Genomic DNA, 19,974 nt, shown 5'->3' with positions numbered 1-19,974 from the left:
ATGCGTTCTTTCGTGTTGACGGGGTGGTTCTGTGGTGGGCTGTTGTCTCTCGCGGTCGTCGGCTCGGCCTGCACCGGGCTGACCACGGGGCTTGCCGGCGGCAGCGTGGTCTCCGGGGAAGACGGGGAAGACTGTGTCCCGTCGGACGAGGGGGGGAGCGCGCCCGCGCCGAGCTTCCCGGGGTCTGGCACGTGGGGCGCCGGCGATCCCATCACGGCGGACCTCGATCCGATGTCGTGCGGGGCGAGCCGCCGGGGCATCCCGGTGGACGGGACCGCCCAGGTCGACTGCTATTATACGAACAGCGACCAGACGACCCCGATGGCCTTTGTCGAGCGGGTCGTCGAGATCGCCGAGAGCGTCGAGCTCGTTCACGTGCGGCTGACGCTCAACCCCGCGTTCGTCGACAACACGTACGGCGCGACGGCCGTCGGCTGGGGCGGCGACGCGCAGCCCGGCGGCCCGCAGCCCGGCGGCCCGAAGCCCGGCGACGGGCCGAAGCCGAAAGGCCATGGGGGGCACACGTTCAAGGATCTCGTGGGCAGCGACAAGGCCCAGTTCCAGATGACGGACGGGAGGGGAGAGCTCGTGCTCGACTTCTTCGTCGACTACCTCTCGGCCGCCGAGGCCATGCCCTCGGGCTACGGGTCGCTCGGCGTGCTCGGTGGAGAGGGCAAGATGCTCCTAGGAGACCCGGGCGCCATCGTCGCGGCGACCACCTCGCTCGACCGCGATCTCAACGCGTGCGGGTACGGCGCGTACGTCGTCGACTCCCCGGAGACGGACGAGGAGTACACCCCCAACCCGGAGACACCGGGCTGGGATTACCGCGTCGTCTATGACGTGTGGGTGAGCGCCTCCGCGTTCGGCGCAGCGGGCTTTGGCGACGCGACCATCAGCTACGTGCACGCGTCTCCGAGCAAGTACCCGTCGGACACGATCACCGTGACGCCGGGGCCGTGCCTTCCCACGACGTGCGAGGACGAGGACCCGCCGGCCGGCGACGGGGGCGGAGATCCAGGGGAGGATGCGGGCGGGGGCGAGGCCTGCAAGGAGTCAGGTGGAGAGTGCACGGAGAACGCGGACTGCTGCTCGGACAGCGACGGGTGCTTGAGCGGCGTGTGCCAGTCGTTCGAAATCCCCCAGTGAGGCCGGCTTCGGAGGCCCTCCGGAGCCCGCTCCGGCACGTCGCGACCTGCCCCCGCCCCCTCGCGAGGGGGTCTGGCTGATCCAAAACCGAGCATGAGGAACAAGACGGCTCACGCCTCCGCGGCTTCGAGCTCGCCGAGGACGAGAGCCGTCGCGACCGCTGGCTCGAAGAGCTCGGCGCGCGCTGCGCGGTACTACGCATCGGCGAAGAACCGCTCCCGCGTCGCGCGGTCGGGGAACAGGAGCGTGAAGACGCGGTTGATGCGCGCGTCCCCCTTCAGCACGCGCGCCACGATGAAATCGTGGCCGAAGGCGCCGCCGTAGGACGAGAGGATCGGCGTCACGCGGGCGCGGTAGCTGGCGTAGGTCGCCTCGTCCGTCACCTGGAGCCCCATCAGGAGCACGTGCTTCCGGCCCTCAGCGCCCATGGGAGTAGCCTCCATCCACGTCGAGCGTCGTGCCGGTCACGAAGCCGGCTCTGGCCAGGAACAGCGCTGCGTCCGTCGTGTCCCTCACCTCGCCGATCCGCCGCAGCGGGTGGATCGAGGCCATCGAATCCGCGTTTTCGCCGATGAGCGGCGTACGAATGATGCCGGGTGCCAGCGTGTTCACGCGGATGTCGTGGCGGGCGAGCTCGGCCGCGAGCGAGACGGTGAGCGCGTGGACGCCGCCCTTGCTGGCCATGGCGGCCGAGACGGGCATCCCCATCATGGCCTGCTGGACGAGCACCGTGCCGACATTGATGATCGAGCCTCCGCCGCCTTCGATCATCAGCGGCACCGCGGCCTGCGTCATCAGGAACGTCCCTTTCAGGTTGGTGGCGAAGAACCGGTCCAGGTCCTCCTCCGTGCTCTCGAGGAACGGCTTCACGCCGAAGATCCCGGCGTTGTTGATCAGCACATCGACGCCGCCGAAGTGCTCCCGCGCGGCGGCGACGACCGCCCGCGCCGTGGCCCGCTCGCCCACGTGGCCCGGCACGGCGACGACGCGCGCGCCGCCGTCGAGGCTCCGCCGCGCCCGGTCGAGCTTCTCTGGGTCACGCCCGTTCACGACGAGGCTCGAGCCCTCGGCCAGAAAGCGCCTCGCGAGATCGAGGCCGATACCGCTGCTGGCGCCGGTGATGATGACGCGATCGATTCGGTTGGACATGGAGTGTCGTTCCTTTCTGGTCGACAACCTAGGACCGCTCCTCGGACCAGGAAAATGGTATGTTTCTATGGACTCCATAACCCCAGGTTCTGGACTCCGCGCGCGCCGCCATGACCTACGACCAGCTCGTCGCCTTCCTCGCCGTCGCGGGCGAGGGCTCGTTCAGCGCCGCCTCCACGCGGCTGCACAAGTCCCAGCCGGCGGTGAGCAAGCTGGTGCGCAACCTGGAAAGCGAGCTGGGGGTCGAGCTGTTCGATCGCCGGGAGTACCGCGCCACGCTCACCGATAACGGCCGCCTGTTCCACGAGCGTGCAGCGGCGGTCATCGAGAGCACCGAGGCGCTGCGGAGCTTCGGGATGTTCCTCTCGGGCAAGGTGGAGCCGATCGTGCGGCTCGCCGTCGACGCGGTGACGCCGCTCGGGCCGATCATGGACATCTTCCGCGGGGTGCAGGCGCGTTATCCGCTGGTGCGCATCGAGCTCGGCACCGAGCGGCTGGCGGGCGCCGCCGACGCGCTGCGCGAGCGCCGCGCCGATCTCGCCGTCGCCACGAGGCTCGGGATCGACGCCTCCGAGGTCTCCGAGGTGGAGCTCGCGCGCTTCTGCGACGTGCGGGTGTTCCCCGTGGCGCGCTTCGATCACCCGGTGGCCACCTGCGGCACGCCGATCCCGCCGGCGCTGCTGCGGGCGCACGCGCAGATCGTCCTGCGCGACAGCGCGGGAGGGAGCGCCTCGCCGTCCCTGAACGTGCTGCAGGGCGGCCTGCGCTGGACCGTCACCGACGTTGCGGCGAAGAAGGAGGTCATCCTCGCGGGCATGGGCTGGGGCGGGCTGCCCGAGCACATGGCCGCCGACGCGCTCGCGACGGGCGAGCTGGTGACGTTGCAGGTGCCCGAGTTCGAGGTCGACCTCATGGAGCTGTTCGTGATGCGTCGCCGTGACCGCCCGCACGGCGTGGTCGCGCAGGCGCTCTGGGAAGCGCTGCGGCGGCGAGGAGCCTAGCGTCGTTGTGCGGCGATCGCGGTCAAAGGCGGCCGCCGATAGGGTGCCTTCACGGTGCTCCAGATCTCCTGATCGAAGATTGGATGTCTCTGCAAGAGCTCTCGCGGCAGTCCGTGGTGAGCGCCACCATCCCACGAGGACCGGGCGATGTGCGGGAGCGGACCGCCCCCGGCGCACGCCCCGCCGAAAACTGGCCCCCCTCCCCCTCCTGTGCATTACGGTCTGCCCGCCATGGACACGCCGCCCCGACCGCGCGCCGCAGCTTCACCCGCGGCGCGCCGCCCTGCGTTCGCGTTCCTCGCCCTCGCCGCGCTCCTCTCGGGCTGCGGCCAGTCCCAGTCCGGGAGCACCCCCGACTCCCCGGTCGAGGCCCACGGCGGCGCCGGTGGCAAGGAGGCCGCCGCGCAGGGCCCCGCCGCCACCGCGTCTCCCTCCCCCCCGGGCTCCCCCGAGCCGGCCGAGGACGAGCCGCCGCCCGGCCAGCCCGCAGCCCCGCCCATCGTCTCGCTGAGCGGCGTCTCCACCCCGCCCCAGCCGGCCCGCGAGGGCAGCCCGCGGCTCGCCAGCATCGCGATGCTCACCCGCGTCTACGCCCGGCCCAGCACCGACGCCAAGCGCGTCGGCTTCCTGCGCGCCGGCACGATCGTGGAGATGGATCCCGAGCCCGCCGGCACCGCCGGCTGCCCCGGCGGCTTCCGCAAGATCAAGCCGTTCGGCTACGTGTGCCTCGGCCCCGACGCGACGCTCGACCTCGATCACGAGATCGTCCGCGCCGCGGCGCGCCGCCCCGACGTCACCCACAAGCTCCCGTACATGTACGGCACCGTCACGCGCGGCGGACCCGCGTACGCGCGCATCCCCTCCCAGGACGACGTCGCGCGCTTCGAGCCGAGCCTCAAGAAGCACCTCGACCGCTGGGCCAAGGACGAGGAGAGCGGCGCCACCTACGGCCTCGACGTGTGGCTCAAATGGAGCGCCGAGCCCGCCCCGCCCGCGCTCGACGCGCTCGCGCAGCGCATCACCGATCGCGAGATCCCCTGGTTCCTGCGCGACGGCCGCCGCGCCCCCAACCTCTCCGGCCTCATCAAGTCCGACGACGCCGTGAAGATCGACGAGGTCTCGCGGCGCAACGGCATGGCCTTCATCGAGTCGTTCCTCCACGAGGGCCGGCGCTACAACGTCACCACCGATCTCCGCGTCGTCCCCGCCGACAGGTTCCGCCCCATCCGCGGGTCCGACTTCCACGGCGTCGAGATCGGCAAGGACATCGACTTCCCGTTCGCGCTCGTGCGCCGCCAGGGCGGCAAGCGGTGGCGCGTGGAGGGCAAGAAGCTCGTCGACGGCGGAGAGCTCGAGTGGCGCTCCGCCGTGCCCCTCACCGGCAAGCAGCAGTTCTTCGGCGGCAAGCTGCACTACGAGACCAAGGACGGCGACTGGGTCGACGATCGCCACGCCGGCCGCATCGACCCCGCCAAGAAGATGCCGGCCTGGGGCAAGAACGGCGAGAAGTGGCTCGACGTCAGCCTCACGAAGCAGGTGCTCGTCGCCTACGAGGGCACGAAGCCCGTCTACGCCACCCTGATCTCGAGCGGCGAGGCAGGGCTCGAGGACCACGAGTCCAGCACCGCGACCAAGCGCGGTATCTTCCGTATCCACACGAAGTACATCTCCATCACCATGGACTCGGACGCCGTCGGCGAGGAGTTCGAGCTGCGCGACGTCCCCTACGTGCAGTACTTCGAGGAGGGGTATGCGCTCCACGGCGCCTACTGGCATGACAAGTTCGGCCGCCCCAAGAGCCACGGTTGCATCAACCTCTCTCCGGAGGACGCCCGCCGCCTCTTCTTCTGGACCGAGCCGGCCGTCCCGCCGGGATGGCACGGCGCGGCGCGCTCGCTGACCGGAACGGTGGTGTTCGTGCACCCCTGAGCCACGGTGCGCCCGGGGACCGCGCGCCCGGCGGCCGCGCTCGCTGGCAGCCCCCCGCCCCGCGCGAGCGCGCACGCTTGAGGAGCAGGACAGATCGATCGCGGATCACACTTCGCGCGACTGCCGGCTCGAACAGCAGCAGAGTCGTGGTAGCGTCCGGCCCATGCAGCTTGCCGTCGTGGGAACAGGGTATGTCGGCCTCGTGGCCGGCGCGGGGTTCGCGGATTTCGGGAACGACGTGGCGTGCGTCGACGTGTCCGCTGCAAAGATCGAGATGCTGAAGCGCGGAGAGGTGCCGATCTACGAGCCCGGCCTCGACGTGCTCATCGCGAAGAACGCGCGCGATGGCAGGCTGAGGTTCTCCACCGACGTCGCCAGCGCCATCCGCGACGCGGAGATCGTCTTCATCGCCGTCGGGACGCCGCAGGCCGACGACGGCTCCGCCGACCTGTCCGCCGTCGATGCCGTCGGCGAGACGATCGGCAAAAACATGAACAATTTCAAGGTGATCGCCACGAAGAGCACGGTCCCTGTCGGGACGGCGGACCGGCTCCGGCAGATCATCGGCGCGCACACCGCCCAGCCGTTCGCCGTCGCGTCGAACCCGGAGTTCCTGAAGGAGGGCGACGCGGTGAACGACTTCATGAAGCCCGACCGCGTGATCATCGGGTCGGACGACCCGAAGGCGCGCGAGATCCTGCGCCACCTCTACAATCCGTTCGTCCGGGCGAGCGATCGCATCCAGCTCATGGACGCCCGCTCGGCCGAGCTCACCAAGTACGCGGCCAACGCCCTGCTGGCGTCGCGCATCTCGTTCATGAACGACCTGGCCGTGCTCGCCGAGAAGGTCGGCGCGGACATCGAGCTCGTGCGCAAGGGCGTCGGGGCCGACCCGCGCATCGGCACGAAGTTCCTCTTCGCCGGCCCGGGGTTCGGCGGGTCGTGCTTCCCGAAGGACCTCTCGGCCATCCTCTTCACCGCGAGCTCGGTGGGGCACGACCTGGAGATCGTCCGGGCGACCGAGCGGGTCAACGCCCGGCAGAAGCGGCTCCTCGCGAGCAAGGTGAGCGCCCACTTCGACGGGGCGCTGAAGGGCAAGACGATCGCGGTCTGGGGGCTCGCGTTCAAGCCGCAGACCGACGACATCCGCGAGGCGCCCGCGCTCACCCTGATCGACGCGCTGCTCGAGGCGGGCGCGACCGTCCAGGCGCACGACCCGCAGGCGATGCCGAACGTGCGCGCCATCTACGGGAACCGCATCCTCCTGAGCGACAACATGTACGGCGCGGCCGAGGGCGCGGACGCGCTGGTCGTCGTCACCGAGTGGCACGAGTACCGGCGCCCCGACTTCCACCGGCTGAAGCGCATCCTGAGCTCCCCGGCGCTCTTCGACGGGCGCAACGTCTGGGAGCCCGACGAGCTCCGCGGGATGGGCTTCGTCTACACGGGCATCGGCAGGAAGTAGCGCGCCGCGCGCCGCGTGGCGTCGAGCAGGGCGCGGCTCAGCTGTCGCGCCGTCAGCGCCGGCCGCGGCTCAGCTGTCGCGCCGTCAGCGCCGGCCGCGGCTCAGCGCGCCGCGCCGTCAGCGCCGGACGCGGCTCAGCTGTCGTCCGCGTCCGGCGACAGCGAGATCCGCCGGCTGCTCGGCGGCTCCTCGCCGAAGTACCGCTGCGCGTTCGCGGGCGTGAGCCGCCGGCTGCTCGGCGGCTCCTCGGAGAGGTGGCGCGCCGCGGTCGGCAGCGACATCCGCCGGCTGCTCGGCGGCTCCTCGCCGGTGTGCCGATCCCAGCGCCGCTCGAGCATCTTCCGGTCGACGCCGATGAGCCGCGCCGCGGCCGCCTTGTTGCCGCCGCAGCTCTCGATCGCGTGGTGCAGCACCGCGCGCTCGATCACGCGGAGCTTCGAGCCGAGCCGCTCGGGCAGCGCGAGCAGCGCGCGGGCCAGCCGGTCGATCTCCGCGGTGGCGTCCACGATCGGCCGCTCGCGCGCGAGCTCCTCGAGCGTCGGGACGTCGATGAGATCGTCGTCGGCGAGCAGCCCCAGCCGCTCGACGACGTTCCGGAGCTCGCGCACGTTGCCGGGCCAGGGCCGCCGGACCAGCCACGCGATCGCGTCGTCCGTGTAGCGGAGCCTGCGCGGGACCTCCGCGCTGAAGGCGAGCAGGAGCTCGATGAGATCGGCGTCGCGCTCGGCGAGCGACGGGACGTGCACCGTGACGACGTTGAGCCGGTAGAAGAGGTCCTCCCGGAAGCGCCCCTCGCTGATGCGCTTCTCCAGGTCGACGTGGGTCGCGGCGAGGACGCGGGCGCGCAGCGGGATCTCCGCCTCGGCGCCGAGCGGGCGGAAGCGGCGATCCTCGAGCACGCGGAGGAGCTTCGCCTGGAGCTCGCCGGGCATCTCGGCGATCTCGTCGAGCAGGATGGTGCCCGCGCCCGCGAGCTCGAGCTGGCCGCGCATGCGCTTCTCGGCGCCCGTGAAGGCGCCGCGCTCGTGCCCGAAGATGAGCGACTCGATGAGCGTCCCCGGCAGCGCCGAGCAGTTGACGGCCACGAACGGCTCGCCGCGGCGCGAGCTCATCTCGTGCAGCGCGCGGGCGACCATCTCCTTGCCGCAGCCGGTCTCGCCGCGGATGAGCACGGTCCTGCTCGACTCGGCGACCCGCTCGACGATCCGGCGCACGCGATCCATCGCCGCGGACGAGCCGAGGAGCGCCTTCGTGCCGAACGTGCGGTCGACCCGCTCGCGCAGCCGCACCACCTCGCCCTTGAGGAGCAGCCGCTCGCGCTGCCCCTCGATGATCGGCAGGAGCATCTCGGGGCAGAGCTCGTCCTTCAGCACGTAGTCCTGCGCGCCGAGCCGCATGGCCTCCCGGATCTCGGAGAGCTCGCTGACCGAGGTGACCATCAACGCCGGCGTGCTCCGCCCCGAGGCCCGCACCCGCCGCAGGATCTCCAGGCCGCCGCGGTCGCGCGGATCGTCCGAGAGGCGCACGTCGAGGAGCAGGAGGTCGGGCGCGCTCCGCTCCACGGCGGCCATGGCGTCGTCGAGGCCGACCGCCTCCAGCACCTCGACCTCGTCGAGGGCGCTCAGGATCTGCCGCAGCGTGCGGCGTCCGCTCCGCTGATCATCGACGATCAGGATCTTCACGCGACCTCGTCCTCTGCGGTCATGGTGACATCGGTGGCCGGGATCGAGATCGCGAACCGCGTCCTGCCGTCGCGCCGCTCCGGGTCGATGGACCACCCGTGGGCCCGGACGATCCGGTGCGTGATGGCGAGCCCGAGCCCGGTCCCGCCCGGCTTCGTCGTGTACCAGGGCGCGAAGATCCGCGAAGCGTCCCCCGCGATGCCCGGCCCCGTGTCCCACACCACGAGCTCGGCGCCGTTCTCCGAGGGCTCCCAGATGACCCCGACAGTCCCCTTGTCCCCGGCCGCGTCGAGGCCGTTCGAGAGGAGGTTGACGAGCACCTGCGTGGCCTGATCGGGGTCGCAGTGGAGCCTCGGCATTGCGCTCACCCGCGCATCGATCCGCCGCTTGCCGAGCTGATCGCGCAGGAGCATCTCCGCCCGGCTCACGAGCTCCCCGACCGCGAGGCGCCGGCGCTCGAGCTTCCTGTGCGTCACGCGGCGCAGGCCCATCACGAGCCGCTCCAGGCGCTCGACCTCCTCGCAGCCGATCTCGACCTCCTCGGCGTCCAGGCTCTGGTTGCTCGAGCCGCGCTTGAACACCGAGCGGAAGAAGTTGATCGGGTAGCGCACCTCGTGGGTGATCTCGGCCGCGAGCGTCTCGATGAGCGCCGCGCGCTCGTCGCGCCAGGCGGCGGCCTGCTCGCGCCGCCGCCGCTCCAGCTCGGCGTAGCTGTGGGCGTGCGCGAGGGCGAGGGCGGCCTGGTTGCCGATGGTGCGGAGCAGGTCGAGGTCCTCGCTCGTGAACAGGGCGCCGCCGCGCTTCTTGCCCACCTCGAGGACGCCGAGCAGCCGGCCGCGGAACATGACCGTGAGCGAGAGCTCGCTCGCGCTCTCCTCGGGCGGATCGATCCCGATGAGCCGCTCGCCGCTCGGCTCGGCGGCCCTCGAGTCCTGCTCGCCGGGCGCGCCGGCCGCGTCGACGACCTCGACCGCGATGCGGCGGAAGGTGACCCGCTCGCAGGACAGCCAGCGCGCCACCGTGCGCTCGACCGCGTCCGAGACCTCGTCGGGATCGGCGACGAGCGTCAGCTCCTCGCTGAGCTGCTCGACGGTGGGTTTGTACTCGGCGCGCGCCGGGAAGAGCGTCCGGTCGCCGGCGCCGAGCGCGAACACGACGAGCGCGGCGCTGACGATCGCGGCCGGCACGGCGACCTTGATCGCGCCGAGCAGCGGCAGGCCGGCGTACCCCGCGCAGGCGGAGCAGAGGATCACCGTGAGCGCGACCATCATGGCGGCGATGATGATCCGCGTGAGCGGGCGCGACAGGAGCGCGCGGCTCCCCCAGAGGTCGTAGCGGATGAACGCGACGACGCTCGAGACGGGCGTGAGGGCGAGCGCCGGTACCGCGAACCACGCGAGCGCCGACGCCGGGACGCCGAGCATGGCCAGGATGAACCCGATCGCGATCACGACGTGCGGCGGCGCCATGGCGAGGAGCAGCGCGCGCAGCGTGCGGCGGCGATCCCCCTTCGCCGCGGCGAAGCGGAGGATCAGGGTGATCGCGAAGAAGAGGAACGAGGCGACGACCAGGGTCGCGCAGATGCTCCGGATCCCGACGGTGGTCCAGCCCATGGCGTGCGAGGCGAGCAGGGCGGCGGCGAGCAGGCCGCCGATCCCATGCGCGATCCGGGCGAAGACGGGGTAGCGCGCGATGAGCGCGACGTCGTCCGGCAGCCGCAGCGCCAGGGTGAACAGGCTCATCGGGACGAGCGCGTAGGCGACGTGGAAGAACGGGACGAGATCGCGCGAGCTGTGGTAGTCGAACAGCGCGAGCTGGAAGAGCGCGGTGAACAGCGCGGCGGTCGCGAACGCGCGCGCGAGCTTGCCGCGCGGGCTCGCGCTGAGGGCGATGAGCGCGGCGCCCACGTAGAGCGAGGCGACGACCATCAGCCCGCCGGCGTAGAACCACCACGCGAGCGGATCGAAGGGGACGAGGGAGAGCTCGACGTCGCGCACCCCCGCGCCCGTCTCGACGCGGATGCGCACCGAGCGCTCCCCCGCGCGCGCCGCCTGCTCGATGGCGGCGTCCCAGGTGCTGGCGCGGTAGCGCCCCGCCGTGCTCTCGAGGGGCCAGCCGTTGACCTCGACGACGCGATCGGGGAACCGGAGGCCCTTCTGGAAGCCCTCCCAGGAAGGCAGGCCCAGGCTCGAGATCACGCCATCCGGGTCGACGAGGACGCCAGGAAACGGGCGTTCGTACCAGCTCAAGGCGCTGCTGATCCCGGAGCCGCCCAGAACGAGCGCCGCGATGACGACCGCTGCAAGGAGCCAACGCCGATTCTCGATAGCTGGCATCGGGAGACTCGACGGCGCGTAAATTGCGCCACGAGCCACCCACGATACGCTGGAACCCTGGGTGAACCAACGGGGCTCACGCGCTGGGCGGCACGCGCCGCCGCGATGGCCCGCGTAACGGCGACCGCGGCGGCGCCGTTACGCGATGTTCATTACGTTTTCACGCGGAGATGAGAGGGGGATCACGCCGTGAAACGGGTGAGGGAGCGCGCTCAGGCGGCGCCCTGCCGCGCGCCGCGCTCCGCGGCGTCCGCGAACACGGCGTCGGCCAGCTCGCCGAAGCGTGACTCGACGGCCTGCACGGCGGCGGCGTCGGTCGCCGAACGCTCGAGGCGGTCGAGCAGGGCGGCGACTTCGTCGCGCACGCGCGGCGCCGGCGCCGGCGCCTGGCGGCTCGCGGCGAGGCCGCGGACGAGGACCGAGAGCTGCCGCAGGATGACGCCCGCGCCGTGGGCGCGCCGGCGTACGGCGTCGCCGGCGGTGAGGCGGGCGTGGCGCGCGAGCGCGCAGACGCCGTGGCAGAGGCTCGGGTCGGCGAGCAGCACCCGGACGGCCCAGCGCGCGAGGCGGCGCGAGTAGAGGCCGCGGGCGAGCGGATCCGCGGCGCGGGCGTCGTGCCAGGCGCGCGCGGCGTCGTCCTCGCCGATCAGCAGCAGCGCGAGCGCGAGGGGGTCGCCGGCGGCGAGGCAGGCTCGGCCCGCATCGACACGGCCGTAGCCGTGCTTGGCGCTGTGGCCGTCGCGATCGCGCCCGTCGGGGAGGAGGTCCCACGGATCGGCGATCGGCTCGGCCGACGCGGGGGCCGCGGGGGGCACCGGCGCGAGCGTGCGCCGGACGAGGGCGTCGAGCTCGGGCAGGCGGAGCGCGGGGTTGCGCGACAGGACGAGGAGCAGGACGCCCGCGGCGAGGGCCGAAGCCCCGCTCGACTCGGCGTGGCAGAGCCGCTCGGACACCGGAGCCGCGCCGGATTCGGGCGCAGCGCTGGATGCGGGCGCAGCGCCGGACGCGGGCAACACGCTGGACGCGGGCGGCGCGCTGGACGCGGGCAACACGCTGGACGCGGGCGGCGCGCTGGATGCGGGCAACACGCTGGACGCGGGCGGCGCGCTGGATGCGGGCGGAAGCGGGCAGGTGATATCGTCGCCGGGCGCTAGCCACCGCACCGCCGGGCCGCGGTTGGCGAAGGGGCGGCTGCGCCCCCGTCGATCCCGCCAGAGGAACCACCCGTCGCCGCGGGCGCCCGGACCGACGCAGAACACCCGCGGGTCGCTCGCAGGCTCGCCGAACCCGAGCGAGAAGCTCGCGTGCAGCGACTCCGGCGGGCTCGAGGCCTCGCGGCCGGTGGGGAACACGACAGAGCAGCCTCGCCCGCGGCGCCCGAGGCGGGCGGCGAACTCGAGCGCGTCGTCCAGCATGGGCGTCGTCGAGCCCTCGACGTATGCGGCGCAAACAACGACGTCGGCGCCGTCGCTGACGGCCTGGACGATCGCGACCGGGAGGGCGAGGACGCACGAGCCCGGCTTCGGGATCAGGTAGAGCCGCGGCGACGCGTCCGGCGCGACGCCGCGGAAGCCGCCGGGGCGACGGCTCCCGACCGCCCACGCGACCATGAACGAGCCGTGCGGCTGGCTGCGCGGGGGGTGCTCGATCATGACGAGCACCTCGCGGTCGAGGCCGAGCTCGTCGGCCGCCCAGGCGTCGTCGTCGATGACCCCGAGGCGCATGCCGGCGCCGCCCCCGCAGCGGCGGCGGTCGACGCCGATCCCGCCCTCCTCGTCGCGCAGGAACCAGCGGCCGGGCGTGACGGGATCGTCCTCGGACGACGCGCTGCGGATGGTCCACCCGTCGGGGCGCGCCGCGGCGCCAGTGGCCGCGTCGAAGCGCGGGGCGACGGCGGCGCTCGGGCGCCGGGCCGACGCGACGTAGCGCACCGGGAGCGCCGCGGCCGAGAGCGCCGCGGCGACCTCGGCGCGCCGCCCGCGGTCGGGAGACCGGACGCGGAGCCAGAAGATGGGCGGCCGCTCGATGACCCGCTCGACCTCGACCGCGGACCAGCGCGCCGAGAGCGCGCCGGCCAGGTCGCCGGGGGTCACGGCGCAGCGCAAGGCCACGACGAGGTCGAGGGGACCTCCGTCGTCGTCGCCCGCGGCGGTGGGCACCGGGGCATAGCCGAAGTCCCACGGCGGGCGCGGGGGGCGCGCCCTGGGTGAGGCGGTCGACGCGGGGGGCGGCGCGCTCGGGCGGCCGCGCGCGGGCCCCTCCTCCGGAGCGCCCGCTCCCCCCCCCGAGGCCGCGTCGCGGCCCTGGCTCATGCCAGGACGGCCTTGGCCCAGGCGTTGAGCGCGTGGGCGCGGTTCGCGAAGCCGGGGCTCTCGGCCTCGCACTGCGCGAGCTCCTGCGCCTGCGCCTCCCTCGACGCCGCCCAGGCGGCGATGCGGCGGGCGCCGAGCGCCGCGGCGCGCCGGCGCGCGGCGCGGAAGCACCGGCGCTCGCCGTCGAGCATCGCCGCGAGGACGCCCGAGTCGAGGACCATGCGGCGCACGGGGAGGAGCGACGAGATCGCGGCGGAGGCCGGCGGCTCGCTCTTCTCCCTCGGGGTCGCGGCGATGCCCCAGGGCGGCGTGCCGAGCGGCCCGTACGCGACCGCGCCGCGGTGGTGCGACACGGCGGCGCGGTCCTGATCGCGCGCGCCCGTGGACGTGACGTCGGGCTCCCCCTGCGCCCGCGATCGGAGCTCGGAGGCGAGGACGACGGCCCAGGCGCCGCCCCGCTGGTAGTCGTCCTGCCAGTCCATGACGTCGTCGTGGAGCTGCAGCCCGAGCCACACCGACGAGAGCAGCCGCGCGAGCACCTCGCGCTGCTCGGCCGTCCAGCCCGCGGCGTGCGCGAGGGCGATCGACGCCGGGAAGCCGACGCTCTGCTTGCCGAGGGAGAGCGCGTAGTAGCGGCTGAAGCCGGCGGGCTCGCCGCTCGCGAGGAGGCTGCGCTCGGCCTCGATGGCGAGCAGCGTGGCCTCGTCGGCGCGGGCGAAGTCGATGGCCGGATCGTCGACGCCGGGCGCCACGCGGCGCAGCGCCTCGTCGCGCGCCCGGCGCGCGTGGGCCAGGACGGCCTCGAGCTGCCAGGTCGGGCGGACCTGCGCGTCCTGGATGCGATCGGTGCCGAACGCCTCGATGACGGCCAGGAGGTGCGCGAGGAGGGCGTCCTGCACGGTGGCCCCGCGGATCCCCGGCATGGCCTCGGCGAGCAGCGCGGGCGCGGCCAGGGTGATCTCGTTGCTGAACACGGCGCTCCAGGGCACGTCGCGCGACGGCGCCAGGCCGAGCGTGTAGGCCAGGCCCTGCGCCTCGGTGTGGAGCATCCCGGGGAGGGTCCGCCAGAACGCCTTGTAGAGCTCGTCCACCCAGAGCGCGTCATCCATGGGCGGGCACCTCCGTGGCCGGGCGCGGCGCGGCGCTCGCCGGGCGCAGCGCGGCGCTCGCCGGGCGCGCCGCCGCGCCGCGCCGGCGCCGCGAGCGCCGGGCGCCGGTAGATGGCACCGGGGCAGAGCCGCGCCGGTGGGACGTACGCCGATGGCGGTGCAACCCCGCCTGTCGCCTGCGCCGCAGCATCAATAAATGTTCGACTCCTTCCAGGGCGACAGGCACACGTTGATGCGCTCCTCGACCACGATCGCGCGCCACTGGAGCACCTGGGAGGCGCTCAGCCCGTCGAAGAAGCCGCCGATCCAGGAGCGGATGCGGCTGTTGAGCAGCGCGCGGACCGCGGCCGCATCCACCGGCTCCTCGTCGGCCTCGGCCGAGACGATGTAGAGGGAGAGCAGCTGCTTGAACTCGTCGAAGTGCTCCTGGTTCCGGAGCAGCGAGATGTAGAGCGCACGCAGCTGCGCGTGCGGGTCGACCGTATTCACGGTTTGCATGGGCCTCCGTCGCCGGCTCGCGCCGGCTTCGGACGGCACATTGCACGTCACGGGCCGCCGCAGGCCAGCATGTAAGCCGTTGAAATCACTCGACCGCCGGGAGCAGCCGGCGGCGACCGATACCCGAAACTGACCATCACCTGCCCGGATTCGACCGTTCCATTCGAGGTGAGGTCGCTCTCGCTGGAGCAGTGGACATAGATATGTCCACTGCCCCGCACGCGTCCGACTCGACACCACCCGGGATCACGCCAGTCGCGCCCCCGTGATGCCGTTCAATTCAAGTTCAACCGAATCGGGTGGTGAAGCTGGATCACTTCCCGCCCCCGAAGCTCGGGCTGCTCCCGCCGGTCGGAACGAAGAGGATGCCGCCGGGGCCACCGCCTCCACCACAGTCGCTGAGCGAGGTGAGGATAAGGAGGGCGATGATCAGGACGACGATGAGCACGATCACCGTGCCGCCGCGCAGGCTCGTTCCCCCGCCGACCCCGGGCCTCGGCGGAGGCGGCAGGTGGAAGGCGGCGGCGAGCTCCTTGCCCGGCAAGGGTGAGCAGAACGACACGCTGACCTCGGTCGGGGCCTGCTCGATGCTGACCTTGCCGTCGGCGCCCTGGTACTCGGTGGCTTGCACCCCCTCGCCGATCTCGACCTTCCAGTAGAACTCGCCGATGACGTACTCCACCTCGGCGTGGACGCTCTGCTTGAGCGCGTACGTTCTCCCCTGGTAGCTCGCGCTCGCCCCCATCGGCTGGACCTCGCCGGGCGAGAGCGGGGTCACGAGCTGCCACGCGCCGTCCTCTTCCATGAGCCACAGGTAGCCGACGCTCGGCCCGCCGTAGAGCAGGTATTCCCGCCAGCGGTAGCGCTCGCCTTCCACCGTGCAGCCGCGGATGACGAAGCCGATGCAGAGCACGCGCATGCCGCGGAGCTGGCCCTCGGCGCCGAGCGGGACGTACGGCTCCATGGGCGGCGGGGGCACCTGGCCGAGCGCGACGAGCGCGCCGTTCGTGAGGTCGCTCGCCGTGCCGCAGTACCGGCAGACGATGCGCTCCGCGGTGCCGGGGGCGGCGAGCGGCAGGTTGCCGCCGCAGCTCGGGCACGCGACGGCCGCCACCTGCGCCGCGGGCTTCTCCACGGGCGCGCCGGAGTCGAGCTGCATCACGGCCGGATCGATCTGCCGGCCCAGATAGAGCTTCGGCGGGATGATCCGCCCGTCGCCGTAGTCGAGCGTGCCGAACTCGCCCCGCGGCCCCGCGATGTCGACGAAGCCCGTCACAACGCCCGGCGCGGCGACGTAGGGCATCTCCCCCTCGGCCGAGATCACGCGCCGGCGGCCGACCTCGACGACGGTGAACATGCCGTGCCCCTCGAGGTGGACGCGGCCGCCGGGCTGGAGGGAGGTCCACGGGGGCAGGCCGTTCAGCGGGAGCGGCGCCTCGGTGGTCGCGTACCAGCGCCCCTGGGCGAAGGCGACCCATGTCCAGCGACCGCTGGCCGGGAACGCGATGAAGATCTCCTGCCACGGCGCGCCCGGCGCGCTGGCGCGATCGAGCTGGATGCGGCCGTCGACGACGAAGGGCTCGTTGCCCCAGCGCCCCGTGGCCCCGAGCTGGAGCGGCGTCGGGATATCGACAAGATCGGCGACGCGCCCGACGGCGCGGAGGTCGCGGTCGGTGCGTGCGACCACGAACTTGCAGTGCTTGCACACCTGGGCCATCGCGCCCGCGAAGCGAAACGTGATCGGCGCGCCGCACGAGGGGCACGCGGCGGCTCGGTCGAAGGGCGTGCTCACGCGAGCACCATACTAGAGGCCCCGGTCAGGGAAGAGGAAGCGTTTCAAGCGTCGCTCCGGCGTGGCGGGGCGGCGCGATGGCTGTCGCGATGGCGGTCGCGATGGCGGTCGCGATGGCTGTCGCGATGCCGGCGCCAGCGCGATGGCCGCGCGGGAGCTCGCCCGAACGGGCTGTGGTCCAGCGCGAGCGGTGCTAGGACCGCGCCGATGCCGGCCACCGAGGAGAGCTCGACGGGAGCTGCGGGCGCCCCGCGCGGGGACGCAGCGGCGCCCTTCCCTGCGGCGCAGGCGCTGCCCCGGCTCGTGCATCCGGCGCTCCTCGCGAGCGTGTTCGTCATCGCCACGTCGGGGCTCATCTACGAGCTCATCACCGGCACGCTCGCGAGCTACGTCCTCGGCGACTCGGTGACGCAGTTCAGCTTCGTCATCGGCCTCTACCTGTTCGCGATGGGGATCGGCTCGTACCTGTCCCAGTACATCGAGACCCGCCTCCTCGAGCGCTTCGTCGAGATCGAGCTCGGCCTCGCGCTCGTCGGCGGGCTCTCCGCGCCGATGCTCTTCCGCGTCTACACCTCGCTCGGGGCGTTCCGCGCGCTGCTCTACTCGCTCGTGCTGCTCATCGGCATGCTCGTCGGGCTCGAGATCCCGCTGCTCATCCGGCTGCTCAACTTCTCCCTGGATCTCAAGCGGCTCGTCGCGCGCGTGCTCACGCTCGACTACATCGGCGCCCTCGCCGCGAGCCTGCTCTTCCCGTCGCTCCTCCTGCCGCGCCTCGGGATCCACCAGACGAGCCTGTTCTTCGGCCTTCTCAACGCGGCGGTCGCGCTCGCGAGCACGTTCCTCTTCCCGCTCGAGCGCGCCGTCGTCATCCGGCTGCGGGCGCTGTGCGTGGTCGTGATCGCGGGGCTCGTGGTCGCCCTCGCGCTCGTCTCGCGGTTCGTCGAGCGCTCGGAGGCGCTCTACTTCGGGGCGCCCATCGTCTACGCGGCGCAGTCGCCGTACCAGCGCCTCGTCATCACGAGGAGCCCGCGCACGACGCGCCTCTTCCTGAACGGCAACCTCCAGTTCTCGTCGGACGACGAGCACCGGTACCACGAGGTGCTCGTGCACCCGGCCGTCGCCGCGCTGGGCCGCGATCCGCGGCGCGCGCTGATCCTCGGCGGCGGCGACGGGCTCGCCGCGCGCGAGCTGCTCCGCTACCCGTCGATCGAGCAGATCCTCCTCGTCGACCTCGACGGCGCCGTCACCGGCGCCTTCCGCGACCTGCCGCTCGCCGCGGACCTGAACGGGGGCGCGCTCCACGATCCGCGCGTCGCCATCCGCAACGAGGACGCGTTCAAGTACCTCGAGGAGTCGACCGAGTCGTTCGATCTCGCGGTCGTCGACTTCCCCGATCCGGGCAACTACGCCGTCGGCAAGCTGTACACGGACGCCTTCTACCACCTGCTCCGGCAGCGGGTCTCCGTGCGCGGGCTCGCCGTGATCCAGGCGACGTCGCCGCACTACGCGCGCGAGTCGTACTGGTGCGTCGTGACGACGCTCGAGGCGGCCGGCTTCACGACCGCGCCGCTGCACGTGTACGTGCCGAGCTTCGGCGAGTGGGGCTTCATCCTGGCGGGCGGCGAGGGGCTCACCGCGCCCGGCGCCCTGCGGATCGACGCGTCGAGGCTCCGCTACCTCGACTCGAGCGGCCTGCCGGAGCTCTTCCGGTTCCCGCGCGATCTCGGCCGCGTCGAGGCGCCGATCAACCGGCTGAACGACCAGAAGCTCGTCTCCGTGTACACGCGCGAGTGGGCGGAGTGGTCGCGGTGAGCCCGTGAACCGCCGCGCCTTCCTGAGCTCCGTGGGCGCGGGCTGGCTCGTGCACACGGCCTCCCCGGGGCGGGCGCCGCTCGCCGGCGAGATCGTGGGCGCGGCCCACGGCGCGGGGCACCTGCTCCGCGGCGGCGCGCCGCGCGCCTCGACGTTCGGCCCCGCGGAGCGCGCGGACGTCGTGATCGTCGGCGGCGGGGTGAGCGGGCTGTCGGCCGCGTGGCGGCTCGCCGGCGCCGGGCTCGACCTGCGGGTCCTCGAGCTCGAGCCGCGGCCCGGCGGCACGAGCGCGTGGGGCGAGGACGGCGTCGTGCCCTACCCGTGGGGCGCGCACTACCTGGCCGCGCCGAACGTCGAGGCGCGCGCGACGCTGCGGCTGCTCGATCAGATGGGCGTCGTCACCGGCTGGGACGCGGCCGGGCGCCCCACGTTCGATCCGCGGCGGCTCTGCCACGCGCCGGGCGAGCGGCTGTTCTACGAGGGCGCGTGGCACACCGGCCTCGCGCCGGCCGACGCGCTCCCGGACGACGCGATCGAGGAGCTCGAGCGGTTCCACGCGCTCGAGGAGGAGCTCACGGAGCTCACCGGCCGCGACGGGCGCGCGGCGTTCCAGATCCCGCTCGAGCGCTCGTCGCGCGACCCGGAGCTCCTCGAGCTCGACCGGATGAGCATGGCGGCGTGGCTCGATCGCGAGGGGTACCGCACGCCGTTCCTGCGCTGGTACGTGCGCTACGCGATGCTCGACGACTTCGGCGGCACGCCCGAGGAGATCTCGGCCTGGGCGGGGCTGCACTACTTCGCGGGGCGGAAGGCGCGCACCCCGGAGCTCGCGGGCAGCCACTACCTGATCTGGCCCGAGGGCAACGGCCGGCTCGTGAAGGCGCTGCTCGAGCGCGCGGCGCCGCGCGTGTCGCTGGGCGCGCTGGTCACGTCGGTGCGCCCGCAGCCGGGCGGCCGCGTGGAGGTCAGCTACGTCGACGTGCAGCGCGGCGAGGCGCGCCGCGTCGAGGCGCGCGCCGCGATCCTCGCGGCGCCGGCGTTCGTCGTGCGCCGCATCTTCGAGGGGAGCGCGGCGGGCGAGCTGCCGGCGCGCGTCGCGTCGGCGTGGCTCGTGGCGAACCTGCACGTCGAGCGGCGCATCGATCCCAACCACGCGTGGGATTCCGTCCTCTACGGCGCCGAGGGGCTCGGCTATGTCGACGCGCGCCACCAGCTCACCGATCTCGCCGCGGGGACGACGCAGCGCTCGCGGCTCGCGGCGCCGATGCAGCGCACCGTGCTCACCTACTACCGCGCGTACGGCGGGCCCGACGTGGCCGGCGCGCGCGCGGCGCTGCTCGGCGCGCCGTGGGAGTCGCTCGCCGAGGGCGTGCTGCGCGATCTCGCGCCGGCGCACCCGCACCTGCGCGACGACGTCGAGCGGATGGACGTCATGATCTGGGGTCACGCGATGCCGCGCCCTCGCCCCGGCTTCCTCGGCCCGCGGCCGTTCGAGCCGGTCTGCGCGCTCTCCGAGCGCGTCGCCTGGGCGCACGTCGACCAGCCCGGGATGGCGCTCTTCGAGGAGGCGCAGGCGTGCGGCGTGCGCGCCGCCGAGACGATCGCGGCTTCGATCGGGCTCGCGATCGGCGAGAGCTGGCTCTGAGCGCGCGCGCCCGTCGCTCGCGCCCGCCGCTCCGGTAGGCGCCACGCGGCGGGGAACCCCACGTCCCCTTTCATCTTTCAAGAGCAAAGTGCGTC

General features: G+C 73.0%; 14 protein-coding genes. 6 read left to right on the top strand and 8 right to left on the bottom strand.

Going from position 1 to position 19,974, the window contains the following annotated elements; all coding sequences use genetic code 11:
• On the top strand, positions 1 to 1,149 hold the full coding sequence (locus WMF36_RS14680) for a hypothetical protein (protein ID WP_437580226.1): 1,149 nt from the start codon (positions 1 to 3) through the stop codon (positions 1,147 to 1,149).
• Positions 1,150 to 1,343: 194 nt separating this feature from the next.
• Here the strand turns inward: WMF36_RS14680 and WMF36_RS14675 are convergent, their stop codons facing one another.
• Both WMF36_RS14675 and WMF36_RS14670 read right to left on the bottom strand, forming a co-directional pair.
• Positions 1,344 to 1,577 carry a DUF1330 domain-containing protein gene (locus WMF36_RS14675; protein WP_437580225.1) on the bottom strand — a complete coding sequence of 78 codons (234 nt, stop codon included), beginning with the start codon at positions 1,575 to 1,577 and terminating at the stop codon, positions 1,344 to 1,346.
• Positions 1,567 to 2,298, bottom strand: a complete 732-nt coding sequence (locus WMF36_RS14670; RefSeq protein ID WP_437580224.1) for an SDR family NAD(P)-dependent oxidoreductase — start codon at positions 2,296 to 2,298, stop codon at positions 1,567 to 1,569. The genes WMF36_RS14675 and WMF36_RS14670 overlap by 11 nt, the downstream gene beginning before the upstream one ends.
• A 110-nt stretch (positions 2,299 to 2,408) precedes the next feature.
• Between WMF36_RS14670 and WMF36_RS14665 the strand changes: the two genes are divergently transcribed.
• From WMF36_RS14665 to WMF36_RS14655, 3 genes are all read left to right on the top strand, one after another.
• Positions 2,409 to 3,299, top strand: coding sequence for a LysR family transcriptional regulator (locus tag WMF36_RS14665; RefSeq protein ID WP_437580223.1), 891 nt, complete (start codon positions 2,409 to 2,411; stop codon positions 3,297 to 3,299).
• Between the two features lie 231 nt (positions 3,300 to 3,530).
• Positions 3,531 to 5,228 carry a L,D-transpeptidase gene (locus WMF36_RS14660; protein WP_437580222.1) on the top strand — a complete coding sequence of 566 codons (1,698 nt, stop codon included), beginning with the start codon at positions 3,531 to 3,533 and terminating at the stop codon, positions 5,226 to 5,228.
• Between the two features lie 163 nt (positions 5,229 to 5,391).
• Entirely contained in the window at positions 5,392 to 6,693 is a 1,302-nt protein-coding gene (locus WMF36_RS14655) for a UDP-glucose dehydrogenase family protein (protein WP_437580221.1), read from the top strand.
• Between the two features lie 134 nt (positions 6,694 to 6,827).
• Here the strand turns inward: WMF36_RS14655 and WMF36_RS14650 are convergent, their stop codons facing one another.
• From WMF36_RS14650 to WMF36_RS14625, 6 genes are all read right to left on the bottom strand, one after another.
• Positions 6,828 to 8,375 (bottom strand): sigma-54-dependent transcriptional regulator, encoded by a 1,548-nt coding sequence (locus tag WMF36_RS14650; RefSeq protein ID WP_437580220.1) that lies wholly within the window; start codon positions 8,373 to 8,375, stop codon positions 6,828 to 6,830.
• Positions 8,372 to 10,624 (bottom strand): ATP-binding protein, encoded by a 2,253-nt coding sequence (locus WMF36_RS14645; protein WP_437580219.1) that lies wholly within the window; start codon positions 10,622 to 10,624, stop codon positions 8,372 to 8,374. Before WMF36_RS14645 ends, WMF36_RS14650 begins: the two co-directional genes overlap by 4 nt.
• Positions 10,625 to 10,923: 299 nt before the next feature.
• Complete coding sequence (locus WMF36_RS14640; RefSeq protein ID WP_437580218.1) at positions 10,924 to 13,023, bottom strand: S8/S53 family peptidase; 2,100 nt, start codon at positions 13,021 to 13,023, stop codon at positions 10,924 to 10,926.
• Positions 13,020 to 14,132, bottom strand: coding sequence for a hypothetical protein (locus WMF36_RS14635; protein ID WP_437580217.1), 1,113 nt, complete (start codon positions 14,130 to 14,132; stop codon positions 13,020 to 13,022). Before WMF36_RS14635 ends, WMF36_RS14640 begins: the two co-directional genes overlap by 4 nt.
• 189 nt (positions 14,133 to 14,321) lie before the next feature.
• Entirely contained in the window at positions 14,322 to 14,630 is a 309-nt protein-coding gene (locus tag WMF36_RS14630; RefSeq protein ID WP_437580216.1) for a hypothetical protein, read from the bottom strand.
• A 313-nt stretch (positions 14,631 to 14,943) separates the two neighbouring features.
• Positions 14,944 to 16,422: a DUF4178 domain-containing protein gene (locus WMF36_RS14625; protein ID WP_437580215.1), complete on the bottom strand. Its 1,479-nt coding sequence runs from the start codon at positions 16,420 to 16,422 to the stop codon at positions 14,944 to 14,946.
• Positions 16,423 to 16,629: 207 nt separating this feature from the next.
• Here WMF36_RS14625 and WMF36_RS14620 point away from each other — a divergent pair, with 207 nt between their 5' ends.
• On the top strand, positions 16,630 to 18,234 hold the full coding sequence (locus tag WMF36_RS14620) for a polyamine aminopropyltransferase (RefSeq protein WP_437580214.1): 1,605 nt from the start codon (positions 16,630 to 16,632) through the stop codon (positions 18,232 to 18,234).
• A gap of 4 nt (positions 18,235 to 18,238) precedes the next feature.
• Positions 18,239 to 19,879: an FAD-dependent oxidoreductase gene (locus WMF36_RS14615; protein ID WP_437580213.1), complete on the top strand. Its 1,641-nt coding sequence runs from the start codon at positions 18,239 to 18,241 to the stop codon at positions 19,877 to 19,879.
• Positions 19,880 to 19,974: the final 95 nt, after the last annotated feature.

Source organism: Sorangium sp. So ce887 (assembly GCF_051521455.1).
Lineage (GTDB): Bacteria > Myxococcota_A > Polyangia > Polyangiales > Polyangiaceae > Sorangium.
This window is presented reverse-complemented; position numbering and strand designations above follow the sequence as displayed.